This window comes from Bacillus sp. FSL M7-1020, from assembly GCF_038050415.1.
Lineage (GTDB): Bacteria > Bacillota > Bacilli > Bacillales > Bacillaceae_G > Bacillus_A > Bacillus_A toyonensis.
On record NZ_JBBOTW010000001.1, the window covers coordinates 773,373 to 795,284 of the forward strand.

At 35.5% G+C, this 21,912-nt stretch carries 20 protein-coding genes and 1 pseudogene; 12 read left to right on the forward strand and 9 right to left on the reverse strand.

Features of this window, described 5'->3' with window-relative positions; translation table 11 throughout:
- Positions 1-33 precede the first annotated feature (33 nt).
- The 4 genes from MHB70_RS03925 to MHB70_RS03940 all read left to right on the forward strand — a co-directional run bounded on the left by MHB70_RS03925 (position 34) and on the right by MHB70_RS03940 (position 6,432).
- Complete coding sequence (locus MHB70_RS03925) at positions 34-2,934, forward strand: DUF3427 domain-containing protein (RefSeq protein WP_016107937.1); 2,901 nt, start codon at positions 34-36, stop codon at positions 2,932-2,934.
- Between the two features lie 402 nt (positions 2,935-3,336).
- Positions 3,337-4,197, forward strand: a complete 861-nt coding sequence (locus MHB70_RS03930; RefSeq protein ID WP_061529551.1) for a DnaD domain-containing protein — start codon at positions 3,337-3,339, stop codon at positions 4,195-4,197.
- The gene (gene dnaB, locus MHB70_RS03935) at positions 4,194-5,483 is read left to right on the forward strand and encodes a replicative DNA helicase (protein ID WP_061529552.1); all 1,290 of its coding nucleotides are present in this window, start codon (positions 4,194-4,196) and stop codon (positions 5,481-5,483) included. Before MHB70_RS03930 ends, dnaB begins: the two co-directional genes overlap by 4 nt.
- A gap of 100 nt (positions 5,484-5,583) precedes the next feature.
- Positions 5,584-6,432, forward strand: a complete 849-nt coding sequence (locus tag MHB70_RS03940; protein ID WP_061529553.1) for a hypothetical protein — start codon at positions 5,584-5,586, stop codon at positions 6,430-6,432.
- Positions 6,433-6,571: 139 nt separating this feature from the next.
- On the opposite strand, the gene MHB70_RS03945 is transcribed toward MHB70_RS03940, so the two are convergent.
- Positions 6,572-7,357, reverse strand: coding sequence for a TrmB family transcriptional regulator (locus MHB70_RS03945; RefSeq protein ID WP_061529554.1), 786 nt, complete (start codon positions 7,355-7,357; stop codon positions 6,572-6,574).
- Positions 7,358-7,621: 264 nt separating this feature from the next.
- Between MHB70_RS03945 and MHB70_RS03950 the strand changes: the two genes are divergently transcribed.
- Complete coding sequence (locus MHB70_RS03950; protein ID WP_061529555.1) at positions 7,622-8,389, forward strand: TSUP family transporter; 768 nt, start codon at positions 7,622-7,624, stop codon at positions 8,387-8,389.
- A 215-nt stretch (positions 8,390-8,604) separates the two neighbouring features.
- Here MHB70_RS03950 and MHB70_RS03955 read toward each other — a convergent pair whose 3' ends face one another.
- The gene (locus MHB70_RS03955; RefSeq protein WP_061529556.1) at positions 8,605-9,492 is read right to left on the reverse strand and encodes a DMT family transporter; all 888 of its coding nucleotides are present in this window, start codon (positions 9,490-9,492) and stop codon (positions 8,605-8,607) included.
- A gap of 298 nt (positions 9,493-9,790) precedes the next feature.
- Between MHB70_RS03955 and MHB70_RS03960 the strand changes: the two genes are divergently transcribed.
- The gene (locus MHB70_RS03960) at positions 9,791-9,946 is read left to right on the forward strand and encodes a hypothetical protein (protein WP_080451805.1); all 156 of its coding nucleotides are present in this window, start codon (positions 9,791-9,793) and stop codon (positions 9,944-9,946) included.
- A 171-nt stretch (positions 9,947-10,117) separates the two neighbouring features.
- Here the strand turns inward: MHB70_RS03960 and MHB70_RS03965 are convergent, their stop codons facing one another.
- On the reverse strand, positions 10,118-10,693 hold the full coding sequence (locus MHB70_RS03965; protein ID WP_000999316.1) for a TetR/AcrR family transcriptional regulator: 576 nt from the start codon (positions 10,691-10,693) through the stop codon (positions 10,118-10,120).
- Positions 10,694-10,835: 142 nt separating this feature from the next.
- On the opposite strand from MHB70_RS03965, the gene MHB70_RS03970 reads away from it, so the two are divergent.
- Positions 10,836-12,311 carry an MDR family MFS transporter gene (locus MHB70_RS03970; protein ID WP_001057511.1) on the forward strand — a complete coding sequence of 492 codons (1,476 nt, stop codon included), beginning with the start codon at positions 10,836-10,838 and terminating at the stop codon, positions 12,309-12,311.
- Between the two features lie 120 nt (positions 12,312-12,431).
- On the opposite strand, the gene MHB70_RS03975 is transcribed toward MHB70_RS03970, so the two are convergent.
- From MHB70_RS03975 to MHB70_RS04000, 6 genes and pseudogenes are all read right to left on the reverse strand, one after another.
- Positions 12,432-12,632, reverse strand: coding sequence for a hypothetical protein (locus MHB70_RS03975; protein ID WP_000042281.1), 201 nt, complete (start codon positions 12,630-12,632; stop codon positions 12,432-12,434).
- 154 nt (positions 12,633-12,786) lie between these two features.
- Positions 12,787-12,927, reverse strand: a pseudogene (locus MHB70_RS03980) (sortase domain-containing protein); the annotation flags it as partial.
- The gene (locus MHB70_RS03985) at positions 12,926-13,453 is read right to left on the reverse strand and encodes a permease (RefSeq protein WP_001004197.1); all 528 of its coding nucleotides are present in this window, start codon (positions 13,451-13,453) and stop codon (positions 12,926-12,928) included. The gene MHB70_RS03985 and the pseudogene MHB70_RS03980, both read right to left, overlap by 2 nt.
- Complete coding sequence (locus MHB70_RS03990; RefSeq protein WP_061529557.1) at positions 13,450-13,932, reverse strand: hypothetical protein; 483 nt, start codon at positions 13,930-13,932, stop codon at positions 13,450-13,452. The genes MHB70_RS03985 and MHB70_RS03990 overlap by 4 nt, the downstream gene beginning before the upstream one ends.
- Positions 13,925-14,266: a PadR family transcriptional regulator gene (locus MHB70_RS03995; RefSeq protein WP_000683177.1), complete on the reverse strand. Its 342-nt coding sequence runs from the start codon at positions 14,264-14,266 to the stop codon at positions 13,925-13,927. The genes MHB70_RS03990 and MHB70_RS03995 overlap by 8 nt, the downstream gene beginning before the upstream one ends.
- 253 nt (positions 14,267-14,519) lie before the next feature.
- On the reverse strand, positions 14,520-14,645 hold the full coding sequence (locus tag MHB70_RS04000; RefSeq protein WP_000540377.1) for a YjcZ family sporulation protein: 126 nt from the start codon (positions 14,643-14,645) through the stop codon (positions 14,520-14,522).
- 277 nt (positions 14,646-14,922) lie between these two features.
- Here MHB70_RS04000 and MHB70_RS04005 point away from each other — a divergent pair, with 277 nt between their 5' ends.
- The 5 genes from MHB70_RS04005 to MHB70_RS04025 all read left to right on the forward strand — a co-directional run bounded on the left by MHB70_RS04005 (position 14,923) and on the right by MHB70_RS04025 (position 21,843).
- Complete coding sequence (locus MHB70_RS04005; protein WP_000013684.1) at positions 14,923-15,162, forward strand: hypothetical protein; 240 nt, start codon at positions 14,923-14,925, stop codon at positions 15,160-15,162.
- A gap of 813 nt (positions 15,163-15,975) precedes the next feature.
- Complete coding sequence (locus MHB70_RS04010) at positions 15,976-17,802, forward strand: N-acetylmuramoyl-L-alanine amidase (RefSeq protein ID WP_341343682.1); 1,827 nt, start codon at positions 15,976-15,978, stop codon at positions 17,800-17,802.
- 419 nt (positions 17,803-18,221) lie between these two features.
- The gene (locus tag MHB70_RS04015; RefSeq protein WP_000501497.1) at positions 18,222-18,575 is read left to right on the forward strand and encodes a DUF4259 domain-containing protein; all 354 of its coding nucleotides are present in this window, start codon (positions 18,222-18,224) and stop codon (positions 18,573-18,575) included.
- A 256-nt stretch (positions 18,576-18,831) separates the two neighbouring features.
- Positions 18,832-19,680: a BglG family transcription antiterminator LicT gene (licT, locus tag MHB70_RS04020; RefSeq protein ID WP_001219859.1), complete on the forward strand. Its 849-nt coding sequence runs from the start codon at positions 18,832-18,834 to the stop codon at positions 19,678-19,680.
- A gap of 270 nt (positions 19,681-19,950) precedes the next feature.
- Positions 19,951-21,843 (forward strand): beta-glucoside-specific PTS transporter subunit IIABC, encoded by a 1,893-nt coding sequence (locus MHB70_RS04025; RefSeq protein ID WP_061529558.1) that lies wholly within the window; start codon positions 19,951-19,953, stop codon positions 21,841-21,843.
- Positions 21,844-21,912 lie beyond the last annotated feature (69 nt).

The following is a 21,912-nucleotide window of genomic DNA, read 5'->3' on the forward strand; positions in this document are numbered from 1 at the left end:
TTAATATAAAAAATTGTCATAAATGGTGATCATATGGAGAATTTTATTCAAAAATTAGAGGGGTCTTTATATAAAGGGTTTATTGATCAAAAACATAATCATCCTGGAATATATAAGCCGAAATTATTAGTAAACAATACGAAAAAAAATGAAAATGTTTTAAGCTCATTATTGGAGGAGCTAGAAAATAGTACATCTTTTATTTTCTCAGTAGCTTTTATTACAGAAAGTGGGCTAGCGACTTTAAAATCACATTTCCTTGATCTTAAACAAAAAGGGGTTAAAGGACGTATATTAACATCTACATTCTTAAACTTTAATACACCAAAAGTGTTTAGAGAGTTAATGAAACTTGAAAATGTAGAAGTAAGATTAACAAATTTATCTGGTTTTCATTCAAAGGGATACATATTTGATAACAAAACACATTGTTCATTAATAGTTGGTAGTTCAAATCTGACTGCACATGCTTTGAAGGTAAACTATGAATGGAACGTCAAGTTAACATCGCATGAAGATGGAGAGATTGTTCAACATTTTAAAAATCAATTTGAAGAAGTTTGGGAGCATTCTCAAGTATTAACTGAAGAGTTAATTGGAAATTACGAAACAATATATGAACAAGTTGCAGAAAATAAGTTACTAGATCGAGTTATAGAATTACCTGGTCAATATCATAATTCAATTGAAGAAGCTTTGAAAATTACCCCAAATAAAATGCAACAAGCTGCGTTAAAAGAAATACAAACTATTCGAGACGCTGGAAAAGAAAAAGGATTAGTTATCTCTGCAACAGGAACGGGGAAGACATATCTTTCAGCATTTGATGTCAGAAGTTTTGCACCTAAACGGATGCTATTTATTGTTCACCGAGAGCAAATATTAAATAAAGCAAAATCAGATTTTCAAAAGGTTCTTGGTGGAGTAGATGAGGATTTTGGAATTTTATCAGGATCAAATAGGCAAATAAATGCTAAATATTTATTTGCGACAATCCAGACTATTTCAAAGGAAGAAAATTTACATCAATTTGATCCTGGGTTATTTGATTATATTTTAATAGATGAAGTTCATAAAGCTGGTGCTAGTTCTTATCATAGAGTCATTGATTATTTTAAGCCGAAATTTTTAATGGGAATGACCGCTACACCTGAACGTACAGACAATTTTAATATTTATGAGCTATTTGATTACAACATTGCTTATGAAATTCGATTGCAAGAAGCACTTGAAGAAGATATGCTTTGTCCTTTTCATTATTTTGGAGTTACTGATTTTGAATATAATGGTGAAAAGATAGATGACACTACTGTTTTATCTAAGCTTGTTACGGAAGAACGAGTGGATCATATAGTTGAAAAAGTAAAATATTACGGTTTTTCTGGTAAGAAAGTAACAGGACTAATGTTTTGCAGCCGAAAAGATGAGGCAGAACAATTATCACATGCCTTAAATAATAGAGGTTTTCGCACATTTGCATTAACCGGCGATCATTCCCAAGAGGAAAGAGAACTGCGGGTGAATCAATTAGAAAATGGCATACTGGATTATATTTTAACAGTAGATATTTTTAATGAAGGTATTGATATTCCGAGTGTGAACCAAGTTGTTATGTTGAGACAAACTCAATCAAGCATTATCTTTATACAGCAGTTAGGGCGTGGACTTCGAAAACACGATTCGAAGGATTTTGTTACGATTATTGATTTTATTGGAAACTATAAAAATAACTATTTAATTCCGATTGCCCTTTCAGGAGATAGATCACAAAATAAAGATAATATACGTAGATATACAAATGACACGAGTTATATTAAAGGTATTTCAACAGTTAACTTTGAAGAGATAGCGAAAAAGCAGATCTTTAAAGCGATTAACAATAGTAATTTAACAGCAATGAAAGTATTGAAGGAAGCTTTTGCTGAGTTGAAAAATAGAATAGGAAGAACTCCATATCTATATGACTTTATAGTAAACCATTCTATTGATCCAGTTGTACTTGCAGAAGGATATTCGAACTATTATCAGTTCTTATTGAAAATGAAAGAAGATGTCCCTGCATTAACAGAGTACGAAAATAAAGTTTTAACGATGTTTTCATTGGAAGTATTGAATGGAAAACGTAAAAACGAAATCGTTTTGTTAGACTTATTATTAAAGCAAGAAAAAGTTGATAAGGATGAGTATATAAAACAACTTGAAGAATCTAATTGCTTAACAGATGATGAAACGATTACTTCAGTACAACGAATTTTTGAATTAGAGTTTTTCTCACAAAACAGTCAAAAGAAATATGGAGAAAAGCCAATTCTCTCTTTACAGGACGATAAGATGTATATGTTTAATGATTCTATCCGAAAAAGCTTAGAACAAAATCAATACTTTAAGCGTATGGTTATGGACATTATTAAAAGTGCAAGGAAAAAGAGCAAAAACTATGAGTGTGATAGTAACCTTACTGTATATAAAAAATACTCAAGAAAAGATGTGTGTAAACTTTTAAATTGGCATAATGACGAGAGCTCAACTATGTATGGTTATAAGACAAAGTACTATACTTGTCCAATATTTATCACATACCATAAAAATGATGAGGTAGAATCCAGTGTGGACTACGGTGATGAATTCCTTAATCAAGATGTTCTTAAATGGTATACAAGAAGTAATAGAACATTAAAATCAAAGGAAGTTCAAACAATTATTGATGCTAAAGAAAATAATATTGACGTCCATATTTTTGTGAAAAAAGATGATGACGAGGGAAGCGACTTTTACTATTTAGGAAAAGCGACACCTGATAAAGCAAGTGTAGAACAAACTGAAATGAAAGATAAAAATGGAAAAGAACTACCTGTTGTTACGATGAATATGATTATGGAGAAATCAATTGATAATAAGATCTATGATTATATAAAGGACGGTAATGTTTTGTAGGTATATTAAATTTTTAATATCTTTATGTTTCTAAAATTATTAAGCGAATATAGATGGGGCTGTATCAAAATGACATCGGAGTATGCTTTTGATATGGTCTTTTTTATTGGAATTTAATATGTTTTTTATTAGATTTGTGGATTCATTTAATTGGTTTAAGCAGAATGTGGAGATGGGTCTTTCTAATCGAAGTAACCGATAACTAACCCCTCCTAAGCCCCTTCCAAGCCCCCACTAAGTAATAAATCACTAAGAAAAAACACAACAAAACAAAAACACCAACAAACACCGTAGTAGGAGTCAAAAAAATTTTGAAATAACACGCCAAAAACCTGGCCCTCCTTCCTATATATAGTACAAAGAGGGATTTTTCATTTTTGAATGGAGACAGGAGGAATTAGGATGGCGGTGTATCGTAATGTGCAGGTGAATTTTTGGCAGGATGATTTTGTTTTGGATTTGACGCCGGAGGAGCGGTATTTTTATATTTATTTGTTAACTTGTTCGAAGACGACGCAGTGTGGGATCTTTCCTTTTCCGAAGCGGTTAGCTGAGATGGAGACGGGGTATAACCGGGAGACTGTTGATAAGCTCTTGCAGCGCTTCATTGATTATGGAAAGATCCTTTATGATGCGGAGACGCGGGAGTTATTCATTTTAAATTGGCTTCGTTATAATCCTGTGACGAATACAAATGTGGAGAAGTGTGTGCTCCGTGAGCTGAAGGGTGTGAAGAATAAGGAGTTTATACATATGTTTTTGCAGAAGTGCGTAGAGGAGGAGCTGAATGTTCCGATGCTTTTAGCACATTTCGGTATGCCTAGTGATTTGGCTATGGATGATGTTGATTCAGTTTGCGAGGAAACAGTGGAAGAAGAGGTTATAGAGGAGGAAACGGGAAGTAAGGTGTTCACGTTTTATGAGCAACATTTTGGTAGTTTGTCTCCGTATACGGTAGAGGAATTGAATGCGTGGATGAATGATTTGTCAGAGGAGCTTGTGCTGAAGGCTCTTCAAATTTCGTATGAGAATAAAAACCGAAAGATGGCTTATGTGAAGGGGATTTTGCGGGGATGGCACGGGAAAGGATTTACGAAAGTGTCTGAGGTTGAGGCGGATACGGCAAGGTTTCGAAAGAAGGAGTCGTCTGTTAGTAGCGGAGAGACGGAGAATTTTTTGGCGAAGTGTGAGGAGTGGGAGAAGAATAAGCCGTCAGAGGAAGAGTTGCAGCGCTTTTTAGCGGAGCGCGGGTGGCGGCCGTGAGTATTCAAAATGTGGAGGCGGAAAAGACGGTGCTAGGTTCTCTATTACTTGATGGAGAGCATATGAAGGAGTGCCGTTTGAAGGAGCACTATTTTTCTATGCCCGTGCACAAGTCTATATTTCAGTTAATGCGAAAAATGGAAGAGGAAGGGCAACCGATTGATCTTGTGACATTCATTTCTAGAGTAGATCCGAATTTTTTGAAGGGGATCGGAGGAATGGAGTATTTTATAGGATTAATGGATGGTGTGCCTACAACTAGCAACTTCTCTTATTATGAGGGGCTTGTTAGAGGTGCCTGGAAAATGTATCAGGCGGGTGTTCTCGGGCACAAGATGGGAGAGCGTCTTATTGCGGAGAAGAATGAGAAAGTTATTGGTGAGACGATTACGGCACTTTGTGAGTTAGAGGAAAAAGACTGTGTATGTGAGTTTGATTTGAAGGATGCGTTAGTTGGTTTGTATGAAGAGCTTCATCAAGATACGAAGGAGAATACTGGTATTGAGACTGGTTATATATCGCTAAATAAGATGACGTGCGGATTGCAGGAAGGTGATTTTATTGTCCTTGGTGCGCGCCCTTCTATGGGAAAGACTGCGTTTGCGTTAAATGTTGGACTGCATGCGGCGAAGTCTGGAGCGGCGGTTGGATTGTTTTCGTTAGAGATGAGTAGTAAGCAATTGTTAAAAAGAATGGCTTCTTGCGTAGGGGAAGTGTCAGGTGGTAGGCTGAAAAATCCGAAGCACCGTTTTGCGATGGAAGACTGGGAAAAGGTGAGTAAGGCGTTTACGGAAATTGGGGAATTACCACTTGAGATTTACGATAATGCAGGCGTTACGGTGCAAGATATTTGGATGCAAACTCGTAAGTTAAAGAGGAAGCATGATGATAAGAAGCTTTTAGTCATTGTAGATTATTTGCAGCTTATTACGGGAGATCCAAAGCATAAGGGCAATCGATTTCAGGAAATTAGTGAGATTTCTCGTAAGCTTAAGTTATTAGCGCGTGATTTGAATGTTTGTGTAGTGGCGTTGTCGCAATTGTCTCGTTCTGTAGAGTCGCGTCAAGATAAGCGCCCTCTTTTATCTGATTTAAGAGAGACGGGACAAATTGAGCAAGATGCGGATGTCATTATGCTTATGTATCGAGAGGATTATTACGATAAGGAAACGATGCAGAAAGAGATGACGGAAATTCATGTGGCGAAGCATCGGAATGGACCTGTGGGGAGTTTTAAGCTGCGATTTTTGAAGGAGTTTGGGCGTTTTGTGGAGAAGGGGAATTAGTTTTGAAAATAGTATTTGCATGTGAACCAAAGTTGTAATGCCAATTTTATAAGTTATATAATAAAGAAAATGACAACTAATAGTTAAGGGGGATTAGCTATTGGCAGGGAATGATATTTCTTATCATAATAAAGACATTCTTATGAAGTTTTTAAGTGAATGTTATAAAGACAAAGGGCTTGAAGCATATGGATTAAAGGGTTTTCCAAGAATAAAAGAATTGATGCCAAATGAATTCTCGAGAATTCGTGCAGATCAAAGGCGCTCAGATACTTTATTTGAAATGGAAGACGGTTCAATCTTAATGTTAGAGTATGAAAGCAATGCCCGTTTCCTTGAAAATCATTTAAAGTATATGGATTACGCGAATCAAATTATGTATCGTTACTATAATAAGAACAAAGAGTTGCCTGATATTCGAATCGTGGTTATTTATACAAGCGAGGTAATGAATCCGATAGAAGAAATAGATGTATGTAGTATACGTTTAAATTCCAAAGCTGTTTTATTAAGCGAATACAATGGTGATGCTATCCTTCAAAAGGTTATTAGGAAAATGGAAGAAGGAAAATCTTTGACGGATGAAGAAATCATGAAATTAATACTTGTACCACTTATGCATAGTAGAGAGAAAAGACAAATTTTAATTGAAAAAACGATAGAAGTAGCAAAGTGTATCTCCGATGAGCAAGAACAAATTCAAGTTATTGCTGGGATTCTTGTAGCTACAGATAAATTTATTGATGAAGACTACGCGAAAAAGGTAAAGGAGTGGTTACGGATGACAAAAGTAGGTCGTTTATATGAGCAAGAGAAGCAAGAAGAAATTGATAAAGCACTTTCGGCAGCTGGAATGCTCTTTAAAGGAATGAGTGTAGAAGAAATAGCTGAAAAATTAGATGTAACAATTGAAAAGGTGAAAGAGTGGGAGAAGCGTTTATCTCATTAATCGCTGGGGTAATGGCAGCGTCTGTATAAATTTATATAAAAATAGCCGACTATTTACTATATAATAGTCGGCTATTTTTGTACGGAGAAGTTGTTAGGTTTAATACGCAAATTTTTTGGGTTGCTCTTGAATATGCTTCTTATTTTTCCATAAAGAAAGATTTTCTCTCTGCAGTAATCCATTGCTGCAAGTCATCTTGGCTACGTCGGACAAGTCGATTTACTAAAACATCATGCCATACGTAATCCTCTAATAAGTATATATGAACGGGGTCATCTGTATAAAAAGCAATATTACGCTCTTCAAGTGATGGTCCATAAATCATCTCTTTAGAATCTATCGATAAAACAAACCAATGTTCTGTAGACAAGGTTTCTGTATAAGGTGTTATGCGATGGGCTTCTAGATTTTTAATGGGATTTTCAACATGTAGGGTAATACCTTGTATTGTAACTTTATCAGCTACTTCAGATAGATCTTCTTTTAACGCTTCATACATCTCATCCCACATTGAAATGACAATACGTTGTTCTGCTTTTTTTATTAATGCCTGACAATAGCTAATGATTGTTTTATTGTCTTTTAAAGTAATCACGCGATTATCCGTTTTTTCCTCGGAAGTTTCTAGTTTTTTTAATGAATCACTTATTCCTTCATAAGTAGACTGCCATTCTGATTGAGCCTTCTGTAAAAAGATTTCAACAGGTAGAGGTGAATATCGAGTGGTGTCATTTATTTCTTCCTTCATGACAATTCCTTTTTCTACAAGGTTACCTAAAATCTCATAAATGCGCGCTCTTGGGACACCCGAATCCTTACTCACTTGATAGGCTGTGACAGGCCCCTGTTTAACAAGAGATACATAAGATTTAGCTTCATATTCATTGAAACCAATTTTTTTTAGCTGTTGCACTATGTAGTCCACTTTTTTCGTCCTCCGATGTTTGCTTTTATCCCGCTATTTGCCGGGCAGTAAGACTCCCACCTCAAAATTTAGCGGAAGCAAAGAAGTTAGGTGGGGGTCGGGCTGCCCGTAAAAGCCCGATTGGTGAAGGCTAATAATCAGTGGGGATGAACAAAACCCCCACTGATTAAAGTTTCACTTTATATTTCAACGTTACAATAACTGTTTACATTTAGCAAATTATTAGTTACTATTCCAATAGTGACTAAAGGGGAGGTTAATAGTATGGATTTTTATTTAGACCCATCCGTATTAATTATTTTGATTGCTTTTGGATTTTTAGCTGCATTTATTGATTCAGTTGTAGGTGGTGGAGGACTCATTGCTTTACCAGCTTTATTATTTACAGGACTGAATCCAGCAAGTGCAGTAGCTACGAATAAACTAGCATCGACAATGGGGTGTGCAACTAGTAATATTGTGTTTTATCGTTCTGGTAATCTTGATTTGAAATCGGCGTTTAAATTATTTCCACTCACTTTCATAGGTTCCATAATAGGGGCATGGACCGTTCATTTAATGAATCCAGAAATACTGAAGCCATTGATGCTGATCATGCTTGGTGCGGTGGCTATTTATACGATATTTAAAAAGGATTGGGGTAGTATTTCCACTCATAAAAAATTGTCTGGTCGACACGTCATTATTTTTACTTTTTTTGTTTTTACTATTGGTTTTTATGATGGATTTCTAGGCCCTGGAACAGGTTCGTTTTTAATGTTTTCTCTTTTATTTATTGGGTATGACTTTTTAAAAGCAGCAGGTAATGCGAAGCTTCTTAATTTAGGAAGTAATGTTGGTGCATTGTTGATGTTTATGTATGTAGGGCAAGTAAATTATGCGTATGGTTTTATAATGGGGGTTGCTCAAATTGCTGGAGGAATTGTTGGCTCCAAATTTGCTATAAAAAAAGGCAGTGGGTATGTTCGTGCCCTTTTCATTACAGTAACTTGTTTACTGTTAGCGAAAAATCTGTATGACTATATTCAGTAAGTAATTTTGAACATCTTCACTTCAAAGAACGTAGAAAAGGTAAAATATGAAGGCTACATAAAATATAAGAAGATACTAGTGGAAACTTCCTTTTAACATTTTTTAGATGCTACCTTATTCGAAGATAGCATCTAAAAAAAAAATCTAAGTGAAGAGAATGAAAATAATACAAACTCATATTTTTCTGGGTATGTTTATCTATCGTAGTAAAATATTTACTCCACATTCTTCTTATAATTAAGCCTCAACAAACCCTTAAAATCCATCTCAGCAATCAACACACTCAACAATATAAGCGTAGCCCCTAAGTATCCTTTTCCTGTCAGCGTTTCACCTGTGAAAACGAAAGCAAAACCTGCGGAAAAGACAGGTTCTAATGAAAAAATAAGTCCTGTATGTGTAGGCGTAGTGTATTGCTGGGCGATCACTTGCACGATGAATGCGACTGCGGTACAAAATATGCTTAAGGCTAAGATAATTAACCATGAGTTGGTTGTGCTAGGAAGTTTTGGCGTTTCTATAATGAATGAAAATATAAGACTAAATAGACCGACGAAACCGAGTTGTATGACTCCAAGTGCAATGGAGTTCACATGTTTCGTTACGCTTCCGGTAATGATGACGTGAATGGCATAAAATAAGGCTGACAGTATGCAAAATATATCGCCGTTACCGATTTTGAATTCGCTCGTTAATGTTAATAAGCCGATTCCTATTATCGTTAAAATGATTCCTACTATAACTTTCTTTTCCGGAATGTGTTTTAAAAATATAGCTGATAATATCGGAATGAAAATGACTGTTAGACATAGTAAGAAACCAGCATTAGAAACACTCGTATACTTTGTGCCGAAAGTAGCGAAAATGTAAACGATAAATAAAACAGAAGCGAGTATAAATGCATATTTTACCGTTTTAAAATCGATTTTGAATAAATGTTTGTAAAATATTAAACCTGATAAAAGAAAGGCAATAATGAATCGTAATGCGATTAAATTGTATTCTTCTATGCCTTCGAGTCCAACTTTTGTAAGTAAGATGGATGCACCCCAAAAGAATGTAACTAGTAGTAGCCCTAAATCTGCTTTTAATTGTAGTTTCATTTCTATTCCCTCGTTATGTATAAATTTTATGATCCCATACCCCTATCCCTATTTTTTTATTTTAATATCAATTCTGAATATTTAAAACGTAAATTTATCGACGGTTTTTTCTTTTCCGCATAATTGGGAAGTAATAGTGTGTATAAAAGCCTAGTTTAAGGGCTTTTTTCTATGTGAAATTTCATTTGTTTTGTTTACATAATATCTTTACAATTATTTGATAAAATAAAGTCAATTGCATATTGTGAGGGTGGGTGGTTATCCCTTCTTTCTATTTGGAAGGAAAGGAGGTGATAATATGGAGTTTTTGTTTGAACTTGTAGGAAAGTTTGTCAAAGCGACTGTGCGCGAAGTTTCAGCGCATTTTTTGCGGAAGCAACTTCTAGATAAGGACAACAAAAAACCCACTCCGCGCCGTAGGAAACAGAAGGGTGGGTTTCGTAAAAAGAAATAGCTTATAATAACTACCACCCATACCGTAGCAGTTAGGGAAGAGATGTTATCGCATCTCTTCTTTTATTATATGCCATTTTATTTGATGTCATACTTATATAGCATTCTACCGAAAATATATCATATTCCTATTTTGTGGTCAATTTGATTGCATAATTGAAAAGGTGTAGTCTTATTCCTCTTCAAACTGAAAAATATCCCGATTAATAAGTTGATGGAGATATTGGTCCATTTCAGCAGCAGAAACGCTTCTTTCATTTTTAAACCACCATGCGCTTAATGAGGTGATCGCCCCTGAATAAAATTCAATGATTAAATCATTTGGCATCGTATAATTTTTACAAAGTTGATTTAAAGCTTCTATTTCTTGTTTTCTCGTTTCGTGACTTAAATATTGTGCACGGCTAATAAATTGTTCATCAGACATTTGCGTTTCTAATATTTTACCGATTTCTTCATGATGTAGGAATTGTTCCATTACTTGAAATGGTTTACTTAATCGATCTGAAACCGGTATTTCAGCAATCATCTTGCCGTATCGTTTAAATCCAAATGTTAATAAAGCATCTTTATCTTCAAAGTGTTTATAAAAGGTTGTTCGGTGTACCATCGCACGATCACAAATTTGGTTAATCGTGATGGTACTATATTTTTGCTTTGATTGCGTCATTAATTCGAATAAGGAATCCCATAGTAATTTATGTGTACGTCTAATACGTAAATCAAGTTGTTTTTCATTATCATTCATCTACAATTCTCCTTTTTCGTAGATTAAGTATACAATGGCTGAAAATTGATTCTCCCTTTTTAATCTACATATGTATATTATATTACATGTGTTCGTGTTTATATAAAGCTTTTTAAGTAAGAAACAGGAGGAGAATTTGTAAATGAATATGACAACTAAGAGCCCTGCATGTGGCAAAGTTGATACTTCTAATATAAAACATACCCCCATTTTAATTGCATTACTTCTAGGGGCAATGGTTGCATTATTAAATGAAACGTTACTTGGTAATGCATTAACGGTATTAATGAAAGAATTTGACGTAACAGCTTCAACGATTCAATGGCTTTCTACAGCTTACATGTTGGTGGTTGGGGTTTTAGTCCCAATTACAGCGTTACTTCAGCAATGGCTCACAACGAGACAGATGTTTTTGATCGCTATGGTAACATTTTTAGTCGGTACATTAATTGCGGGATTCGCACCGACATTTTCTGTTTTATTAGTAGGCCGTATCGTCCAAGCTGTAGCGACCGGGTTAATTTCACCGTTATTAATGAATACGATTTTAATCATTTGTCCGCCTGAAAAACGTGGTGCCACAATGGGATTAATCGCACTTGTGATGATGTCTGCTCCGGCAATTGGTCCTACATTATCTGGAGTAATCGTTGACTCACTGAACTGGCGCTGGTTATTCTATATCGTTATTCCTATCGTGATCATTTCAATTATGATTGGGATGAAGTACATTCAAAATGTTTCAGAGTTAACAAGGCCAAAAGTAGATTATCCATCTATCCTTTTATCGACATTAGGATTTGGTGGGCTTGTGTATAGCTTTAGTGCATCGGGTGATTTAGGATGGTCTGATGCGAAAGTGTATGGCACTTTACTTGTTGGGCTTATCTCATTATTCATTTTTGTCGTTCGACAATTAAAAATCGAGAATCCAATTTTAGAACTACGTGCATTTAAAGTTCCGATGTTTACATTATCGGTTGGATTAATTGTCATTGTGATGATGTCGTTATTTTCAACGATGACTTTATTACCGATGTTCTTGCAAACAGTTTTACTCGTTACAGCTTTTAAATCAGGAATTATCATGCTTCCGGGAAGTATTATTAGCGCCATAATGGGACCAATCGCGGGTAAACTATTTGATAAATTTAGTCCGAAAGTTATTATCGTTCCTGGCATTGTGTTAGTAGGGATTGCAATGTTCTTATTTAAAGACATTACGCCTGACACATCAATGTTACAAATTATTGTCATGCATAGCGTATTAATGGTTGGACTCATGTTTGTCATGACAGCACAAACATACGGCTTAAATCAATTAACACCAGATCTATATCCGCACGGAACAGCGTTGTTTAATACGTTACAGCAAGTAGCTGGCGCAATTGGTACAGCTATATTTATATCGAAAATGTCTTCAGGAACAACTCAGTATATGGAAAGCGTAGCAAATCCAATGGACCCAGTGGAGAAGTTAAACGGTTTAACGTCAGGGTTCCAAGGTGCATTTGCACTTGGATTAATCTTTATTGTTGTTGCTTTTATCGTATCGCTATTCTTAAAAGAAGAGAAAAAGGGAGTAGAAGTAAAGGGGGTTTTACAGAACGAAAATTAAGGTTTATAAAAAAAGACATCTTTACGATTAAAGATGTCTTTTTTTATTTCTTTCGTAATAATAGTTCAAACAGCCGAGGGAAATGTGGTGTATGTATTGTCTGTTTTTTAGTAAGAAGAACTATTGAGAATAACGATGTAAAGCTTTACTAATAACTAAAAGTCCAATAATGAGGGAAAGTGTTCTTATAATAAGCTCTGCAACTAATAAGTCACCCATCGTTTTAGTGACATCATACATAGTCCCTGTAATGAGAATAGGTGCGATCATAATGGTAATGCCAATTACTATTTGAAGAAGTAAATTCACGTTTTTACTCAAGATAATCACCTCTAAAAATATTATAAAATAAAATATTGAATTTTCTGTATCATATATTTATTATACTGTGTCGAATTAAGATTATGGTAATGTTTCTAAAGTAAAAAAGAGGTGTCACATAGTTATAAGGTGACACCTCTTTGTAGCTAGTATAAATTAAAGATGCTTCAATAATATAGCGATCTGGGGCATCACCGATGTAGTTAAAGGGGTAACAAGTTGTTAATGTTAGTTTCTCTTTTTTTACAATGACAGTTCGATCTTCTGCATCTGTTATCCAATGGGTGTTAACCTTACATTTCCTCCGTAACATCATACCGCAACAATTGCCCCTGATCATAAAACTTCTCAAAAATAAGGCCCATTACATAGAAGAATACTAAACCGAAGCAAATGTGAATAAGTGTGAAAGTAGCTCCAAATGAAGAAAATTCATATACGATAATTGGTAATTTTGCAGTTGTCCAAACGCCTAAGAAAAATACGATGTATTTAATGCTCGCCCCTTTTTTCAAAAGTAATGCGGCGATTGGAAAGGCGACGTAGAGGGGGCCAGCTGCAATTCCGCCTAATAATAGAGAGAATAAGATACCATATATGCCCGATTTTTCGCCCATATATTTCATTAACGTTTCTTTCTTCACCCATTGATCAAGTAATCCTACAAATAGTAGGACAGGAGGAAGGAGAAACAGCATATCTAAAATGCTATTCCCTGTTAGTTGTAATGCCGCCTTGCCTAAAGATTGATTTATAAAAGTTAATATAAAGAGCCCCAGTAGTAAAACGAAAAAGAAGCGATATCTTTTTAGTTCGTTCATACCATCACCACCCAAATAATATAGGAGAATAGGAGAGACATGAGCAGAGCAGATGCATTACGTGCGTAAGCGAAGCTTCGCCCAAATATCTTTTGTTCCATCGGCATAGTTGTAAGCCCTACTGACATGAGTGTAGATATAAGTGCCGCAACTTGAGGAAGACCTGCACCATGTTGAACTAATGTATTTCCAAGAGGGAATACGACAAAGCTTGGGATGAGTGCCACAGAACCGAGGATTGCAGAATAAATAATACCTAACAATCCAGACTGCTCTCCAATGATGGAAGAGATGAAGGACGGCGTTAATACGGAAAGTGATAAGCCAACGAAAAGCATGATGGAGAGCATGGCAGGTAGAAGATTGCGAAACATTTTCCATGACTTAAATAGAGCATCTTTCGTTTTATTACGATCTTTTATAAAAGAAATTCCCGTAAGGACAATGGCTAAAGTGTAAAGGATCATACCGTTAATCATGATCGGATTCCTTTAAGTCTGTATATTTGTCTAGGAAAAAGGATAAGTTCTTCATTTTTTCTTCAATATCCATTTGAAAATCTGCTAATTGTTCCTTTCCAGCAGGGGTAATTTTGTACATCTTTCTCGGTTTATCTTGATGAGCTGTACTTACATAAGATGCAATCGCACCTTCGTTTTCTAATTTCTTTAGTGTGCGGTATAGGATGGCACTATCGATTGGATTGACCGGAAGTTCTTCTTCACACTTTTGCAATAATTGCCCGCCATAGTGATCCCCCTCGGCTAGAAATAATAAAAGGAATGCCCCTGTATGTCTTCCTGTATGTTTCATAAATAGACCTCCTAAAATAGATTGTTTTACTGTTGATGACAGTATACTGTTGTTAACAGTATATGGTGAATGAAATGCTATGTCAATTTTAAAATGTGCAATTTTTGAGAGGGAAAATAACAATAAATATGAAACAAACAATACAATGGGGGTGCACTTCATTGTGAAAGTAGCCTTTAGTGCTGGGAAATTACTATATGAAGTAATATGTATGTAGAACATAAAAAAAAGACACTCTCAAGAGTGCCTCTCCTTAGCAGCCGAATCCGCCGCCCCAACAGCTAGCTCCAACGATGATTAATAAAATAAAGAGTACAACAAGTAGGGCGAATCCGCCACCGAAACCACAGCCTCCACCACAACTACCGCCATAACCCATATTAACTCCTCCTTCCGTAATGGATTTAATTCACTTTATGTTTTTACGGATAAACTTGAGCAGGTCCTTTTGAAAAATAAAAGTACTTGGGATTTTATCCCGCATTAATGTGCAGTAAAACTCCCACCTCAAAATTTGGCTGGAGCAAAGGAGTTAGGTGGGAGTCGGGCTGATTAAAGTTTCACTTTATAAGAGTTGACAAACTTATTTTTGTCACCGGTATTTCGTCGTTTACATATTGTATTTTATTCTGTGTATTGGGAGAAGGAGGATCTTTATGGCTAATTCTGAGATGATTTTACGCTTACTTACAGATTTAAAGATTGAACAGCAAGCTTTAAGAGAACAGCTGGAGAAAATGCAAACAGCTTTGACTATTCTTGAAGAAAAACCAAATACTCCTGAAGAGAAATCAACTATTATTGAAGAAAAACCAGCTGTTACAAAGCAAAGAGCTTATTCTGGACGCCCAACATCTTTTCGTGATTGGAGAGCATCAACTCAAAAGAATTCATAAAAATATAAGAAAAGAAGACACCCATTAAGGTGTCTTCTTTTCCTTGTACAATCCAAATGCGATTAGAAGGTATATCCATATTGCTTTAAAACTAAGAAGAAAATAACAATTATCGACTCCAGTTTTAGTATAGCATGTAATAATAAATAATTTTATGTAATGTTGCATATATATAGATTAAAGAATGTTTATTCGTATATATTTTAGTTGTCTGTTATTTCTTTTAATTCATTTACTTATATTATTTTTTGAGCGCTCCAGTAATGGGGCCTTTTTTTAGTTATTATTCATGCAGTTCGATTGCTTTACATTGAAATTTTTATGATAGTTTTATTAAGAAATAGATTCATATCTTTTAGGGCAGAAATGAGAACTACTCAAATGCGGAATGATATACTTGAGTGGTTTTGTGTATGTAATATTATTTATAAAAGTTTACAACAATATAAATATATGACCTTTTACTTTTCTCCTATATCATATATGATATAGTCTGGGACGCCACTGCACTTATGTATATTTAGGAGAACTAGAATGAATAGGAATGATTACACTCAAAGGTTACTATTTAACGAACCTATTGTTTGAATATAAATCTAGTGTATTTAATATTCGGAAGATAGAATGTATAAAACAAGAGAGAAGTTAATTTTACTAATGCATTGTAGTAAGTTTCCGAAAAATCTGTTCTTTAATTTTGGTGGTATCAGATGCATGAAATGAATGTTCTATTTCATAAATCTGGAAGTGAAAAAATCATGTATAGGGGAGGAAGGTATTACTACTAATCTAGTAAAATATACCGTAATAACTATGACAAGAAATCTAGGAAAATACGTAATTACTTTAACAACAGGACTAACTTTATTATCAACTGTGCCATTAACAACTTTAGCAGAAGAGAGTGTTAATCAACCGAATCAATTGTCAATTGCAGACGGAGAAAAAGACGCACATGTTCATGGTGATATAGAGACCGTTAAAGAAGCTAAGACAGGAAAAGTCACGGAAGCGGAAGCTTTAAAAAATATTGAAAATGCGTTTAAAGATGTAGATGGTAAAGGAGATGGAAGCTCTCGCTCTATGCAACCCAAAATGCGTAGTTCTAACCGTATAGGGTATTCAGCAGCAGATCCATCAGCAACGAAGAAAAGTGGAACAATTAGTGGAATTCCGTTTGTAGAGTGGATTATACCAGCTGGTAACACAGATATTCGACCTGCAAACCCAATGAAAGCAAAGTATATTACGATTCATGAAACAGCAAATACGGCACCGGGTGCGAATGCTGAGAGTCATGCAAAGTATTTATACAATCAAGCAACAAGCGGTACTGTTAGAACGGCTTCTTGGCATTTTACTGTAGATGATAAAGAAATTTATCAGCATCTACCAACAAATGAAAATGGCTGGCATGCAGGTGATGGTGGTACAGGTACAGGAAACAGAGAATCAATCGGTATTGAGATAGCGGTTAATCAAGATGGCGACTATAATAAAGCGGTAGAAAACGCGAAAAAATTAGTAGCGCATTTAATGAAACAAGAAGGAATCAGCGCGAGTAATTTACGACGCCATGAACAATGGAGTGGAAAGAAGTGCCCTGATATTATTATCACAAGGGGGACTTGGAATTCATTTGTAGAAGGCGCTAATGGATATCTGAATGGGGGTACTGGAACGAATCCTCCGTTAGTAGACGAAAAAGAAGATGTAGATGGTAACGAAACAAACCCAGCTGAGCCAAATATTGAGTTAGAAATCACTGGTACAAGCGTGAATGTTCGTAGTGGTGCAGGAGTGAATTATGGAGTTGTCCGCATTGCTAAGAAGGGTGAAAAATACAAAGTGTTATCTATTAAAGATGGCTGGTATGAAATCAAGAAAGGTGAGTGGGTGAAATACGATCCAAGCTGGAGTAAGCTCACTAACAATGCTCAAGATAAAGACCCTAATACAACAAAAGAAGGTTGGGTATTTAAAAATAACAATTGGTATTATACAAACAGTGATGGCAAAATGGCTACTGGCTGGAAAAATGTTGGTGGTGCATGGTATTACTTAAATAGTAGTGGTGCAATGGTAACAGGTTGGCAATCAATCGGTGGTGCATGGTATTACTTAAATAGTAGTGGTGCAATGGTAACGGGTTGGCAATCAATCGGTGGTGCATGGTATTACTTAAATAGTAGTGGTGCAATGGTAACGGGTTGGCAATCAATCGGTGGTAAATGGTATTACTTAAATAGTAGTGGTGCAATGTTAACGGGCTGGCAATCAATAGGTGGTAAATGGTATTACTTAAATGGTGAAGGTGCAATGTTAACGGGCTGGCAATCAATAGGTGGTAAATGGTACTACTTAAATGGTGAAGGTGCAATGTTAACGGGCTGGCAATCAATCGGTGGTAAATGGTACTACTTAAATGGTGAAGGTGCAATGTTAACAGGTTGGCAATCAATCGGTGGTAAATGGTACTACTTAAACGGTGAAGGTGCAATGTTAACAGGCTGGCAATCAATCGGTGGTAAATGGTACTACTTAAATGGTGAAGGTGCAATGTTAACGGGTTGGCAATCAATTGGTGGTAACAAATACTATTTTGACCAATCGGGTAGTTGGATTGAAGGAAAACTCTAAATAAGTATAGGTCGATAAGGGAACTTGAAAGATAGTCGAGCTCAAGTTTGATATATTTTGTGTATAAAAGAGATAACTTCTATGAAAAAATAATGAATAGAATGTAAATAAAAAAGACACTGTAAAGTGTCTTTTTTATTTAAGTTATGCGCATTGCTTAATAAGACGCTAGTTCCTCAGTCTGACTATGAGTAACTATGTAGGGTGATTTAATTATAACATTTTAACCAGTAATGGGTCTATATGGAATTTTATCGATAATTTTGTTTGATTATTCAGAATGATACATGTGGTAAAATATATATATTACCTATAGTAATTGTAAAATATAATGATGTATATAACTAGCCTTGTAATGAATTTCTATTATATTTAAGATTGAAATATAATAGAAAAGTACAAAGAAGGGGCTGTGGAATATGGGCGCTTGGGGAACTGGGTTATTTGATGATGATACAACTTGTGATGTGAAAGAACAGTTTATTGAGTACTTAGAGGATAATAGTGTAGAAGAAGCAACTAAGCTCATTTTAGAAGAGTATTTAGATGAGTTTGATATAGATGAAGATTTAGAGGTTATGTCTTTAGTATATATTGGTCTTGCGGCAATACAATTGGAGAAAGGGTGTCTTCAGGATGAGGTTCGCAACAATGCGATTGCATTAATTGAGCGAGGGGCTGATCTTGAGCTTTGGGAAGAAGCAGATGCAGAAGATTATGAAGAGAGAAAGAAAGTTTTAAATACATTAAAACAACAGCTGATAAACTGTTAGTATATCGAAAAAGGAAAAATACTTTTTGAAATGATTAGTCTTTGTTTTCTCTTGTAAAAAAATGTTCAATAATTTATCATTGCAAACGCTTACTTGTTGTGTATAATAAAAGTAAGTTAATAAGTAAAAGGATTGTTACTGTTCGGCAGGCAAAACCTAAATTGATCTAGAGGCTACGGGTGTAGTGTAGCTTTTGGAATCAGTTTAGGTTTTTTTATTACCTTTTGTGACTTTAAGAAGAAGAAGGCGGAACAATATGAGAATCCATAAAATCTTAAATAACAATGTTGTTTGTACGATGAAGGATAATGAGACAGAAGTTGTACTTATGGGCAGAGGTTTGGGGTTTCAGAAAAAAGTAGGCGATGCGATTGATGAATCTAAGATAGAAAAGACCTTTGTGCTAGAAACAAGAGAATTATCAGAGAAACTCGCTAGATTACTAACTGAAATTCCTGTAGAAAATTTAGAGATTACAGAGAGAATTATTCAGTTTGCTAAGACAGTTTTGCCGGGGACTTTAAGTGATTATATTTATCTTACATTAACGGATCACTTAAGTTTCGCCTTAACTCGGCATAAAGAAGGAATGGATCTGAAAAATACTTTGCTTTGGGAGATTAAGAGATTTTATCAGAAAGAGTTTGAAATTGGTCTACAAGCTTTGAACATAATTGAAGAGGAGACTGGCTTTAGACTTTCTGAAGATGAAGCAGGGTCAATTGCCTTGCATTTCGTGAATGCGCAGCAAGGAGAGCCGGCAATGCAGCAAACGGTGGCGATGACGAAAATCGTCCAAGATATTTTAAATGTTGTAAAGTACCACTATAAGATGAACTTAGATGAAAATTCATTTAATTATAGTCGGTTCGTAACGCATTTACGATACTTTGCCCAGCGTTTAATGCAGAAGGAATTGCATTCGGCAGAGGATGATTTTTTATACGAGCAAGTGAAAAGTAAGTATGAAGAGGCATATTGTTGTACAGAAAAAATTGAAGCATACTTACAAAAAGCACATAATAGTCATCTTTCAAAAGATGAAAAAGTGTACGTAACGTTGCACATTCATCGTGTAACGAAACGCAATGAATTATGTAATTGAATAAACGGGATTGTTACTGTTTGGCAGGCAAAACCTAAATTGACTTGTAATGGAGTGATTCGTATGTATCACGTCGTTACGGTTAGTTTAGGTTTTTTCTTTTACCCACCTCAAAATTCGGCTGAGGCCAAGAAGTTATGTGGGAGTCGGGCTGCCCTAAATGCCCGATTGGTGAAGGCTAGTAATCAGTGGGGGATGAATACCCCCACTGATTACAGTTTCACTTTATAAAAATGATAAATGGGATGATTGTAGGGAGGCGAAATAACTATGAAGTATGAAAAATTAGCAAAGGACATACTGAAACATGTTGGCGGGAGAGAAAATATAAATAGCGTTGTACATTGTATAACTCGCTTACGATTTCAGTTAAAAGATGAGGGGAAAGCAAATACAGAAGTACTGAAAAGTATGGAAGATGTTGTGACTGTTATGAAAAGTGGCGGACAATATCAAGTTGTAATTGGTAACCATGTATCCGACGTATATAAAGCGGTTATTGCTGCTGGAGGGTTTCAAGAAACAGAGGAAGAAAGTGCGAGTGAGAAGAAAAAGAGTAGTCTTATAGATATTCTTTCTAGCATTTTCACTCCCATTTTAGGAGTACTAGCTGCAACTGGGATGATTAAAGGATTTAATGCACTATTTGTAGCGCTAGGCTGGTTAAGTACGCAGTCAGGAACGTATCAAATATTAAATGCAGTTGGCGATTCATTATTTTATTTCTTCCCAATCTTCTTAGGATATACAGCAAGTAAGAAATTTGGAGGATCACCATTCATTGGTATGGCAATTGGGGGAGCGTTAGTGTATCCGGCTCTATCCGGTTTAAAAGCAAGTGAGCCATTATATACGCTATTTGCAGGAACGATGTTTGAATCACCAATTCATATTACGTTTTTAGGAATTCCAGTTATTTTAATGAACTATGCATCATCTGTTATTCCAATTATTCTTGCTACTTATTTTGGAGCGAAAGTAGAAAAGTCTTTAAAGAAAGTCATTCCAGATGTTGTGAAAACATTTGTACTACCATTCTTAACGTTACTAATCGTTGTACCAGTTACATTTCTTGTTATTGGTCCGATTGCGACGTGGGCAGGTCAATTTTTAGGACAGGCTACACTTTGGGTTTATCATTTAAGTCCATTAGTAGCAGGGATAGTACTTGGTACTTTCTGGCAAGTGCTCGTTATTTTCGGACTTCATTGGGGAATTGTCCCGATTGGCTATAACAATTTAGCAGTGCACGGTATTGATCCTATATTAGCGCTTATATTCGCTACTTCATTTGCTCAAATTGGGGCTGTTCTTGGAGTTTGGATGAAAACGAAAGATCGGAAATTAAAAACACTTAGTATTCCAGCTTTTATTTCGGGTATTTTCGGTGTTACAGAGCCGGCGATTTATGGTGTTACACTTCCTCTTAAAAAGCCGTTTATTATGAGTTGTATTGCGGGAGGAATTGGCGGCGGAATACTTGGCGTATTCGGTACGCAAGCTTATATGACAGGTGGACTTGGTATATTTGCGCTTCCAACATTCATTAGTCCGAAAGAAGGGATTACAGCTGGATTTTGGGGCGCGATTATTGCGATGGTTGTCTCTTTAATATTAGGTTTTGTTCTTACTTATTTATTTGGTTTTACTAAAAAGAAAGATTCTACAGAATCAGCTGAAACAATTGATAAAATTGCTGCATCAAACGATGATGAGGCAATTCTGAGTCCATTTCATGGCGCCGTTATGCCACTTCAAAATATTGACGATGCTGCATTTGCATCAGGTGCGTTAGGTGAAGGGGTTGCGATTGAGCCTTCAGAAGGAAAGTTGTTTTCACCAGTTTCAGGTACGATTTCTGCACTTTTCCCGACGAATCATGCAGTAGGAATTACGGCGGATTCAGGTGCTGAAATTTTAATCCATATTGGAATGGATACTGTGAAATTAAATGGCGAATTTTTCTCCTCTCATATTGAACAAGGAGCGAGAGTAGAAAAAGGGCAATTACTTATTGAGTTTAATATAGCTGAAATTCAAAAGGCGGGTTATGTTGTGACAACACCAGTTGTTGTTACAAATTATAATAAATATAGTATTAAAAAAACTGAAGTAGAAAAGATTCAAGCTGGAGATTCCTTACTAGAGTTAGGAGTTAAATAGTAGTTACATTTCATACAGGTTCACACGAAGAAAGGTATTCTTTAAAACTTACAATGCCTTTCCTCGTTA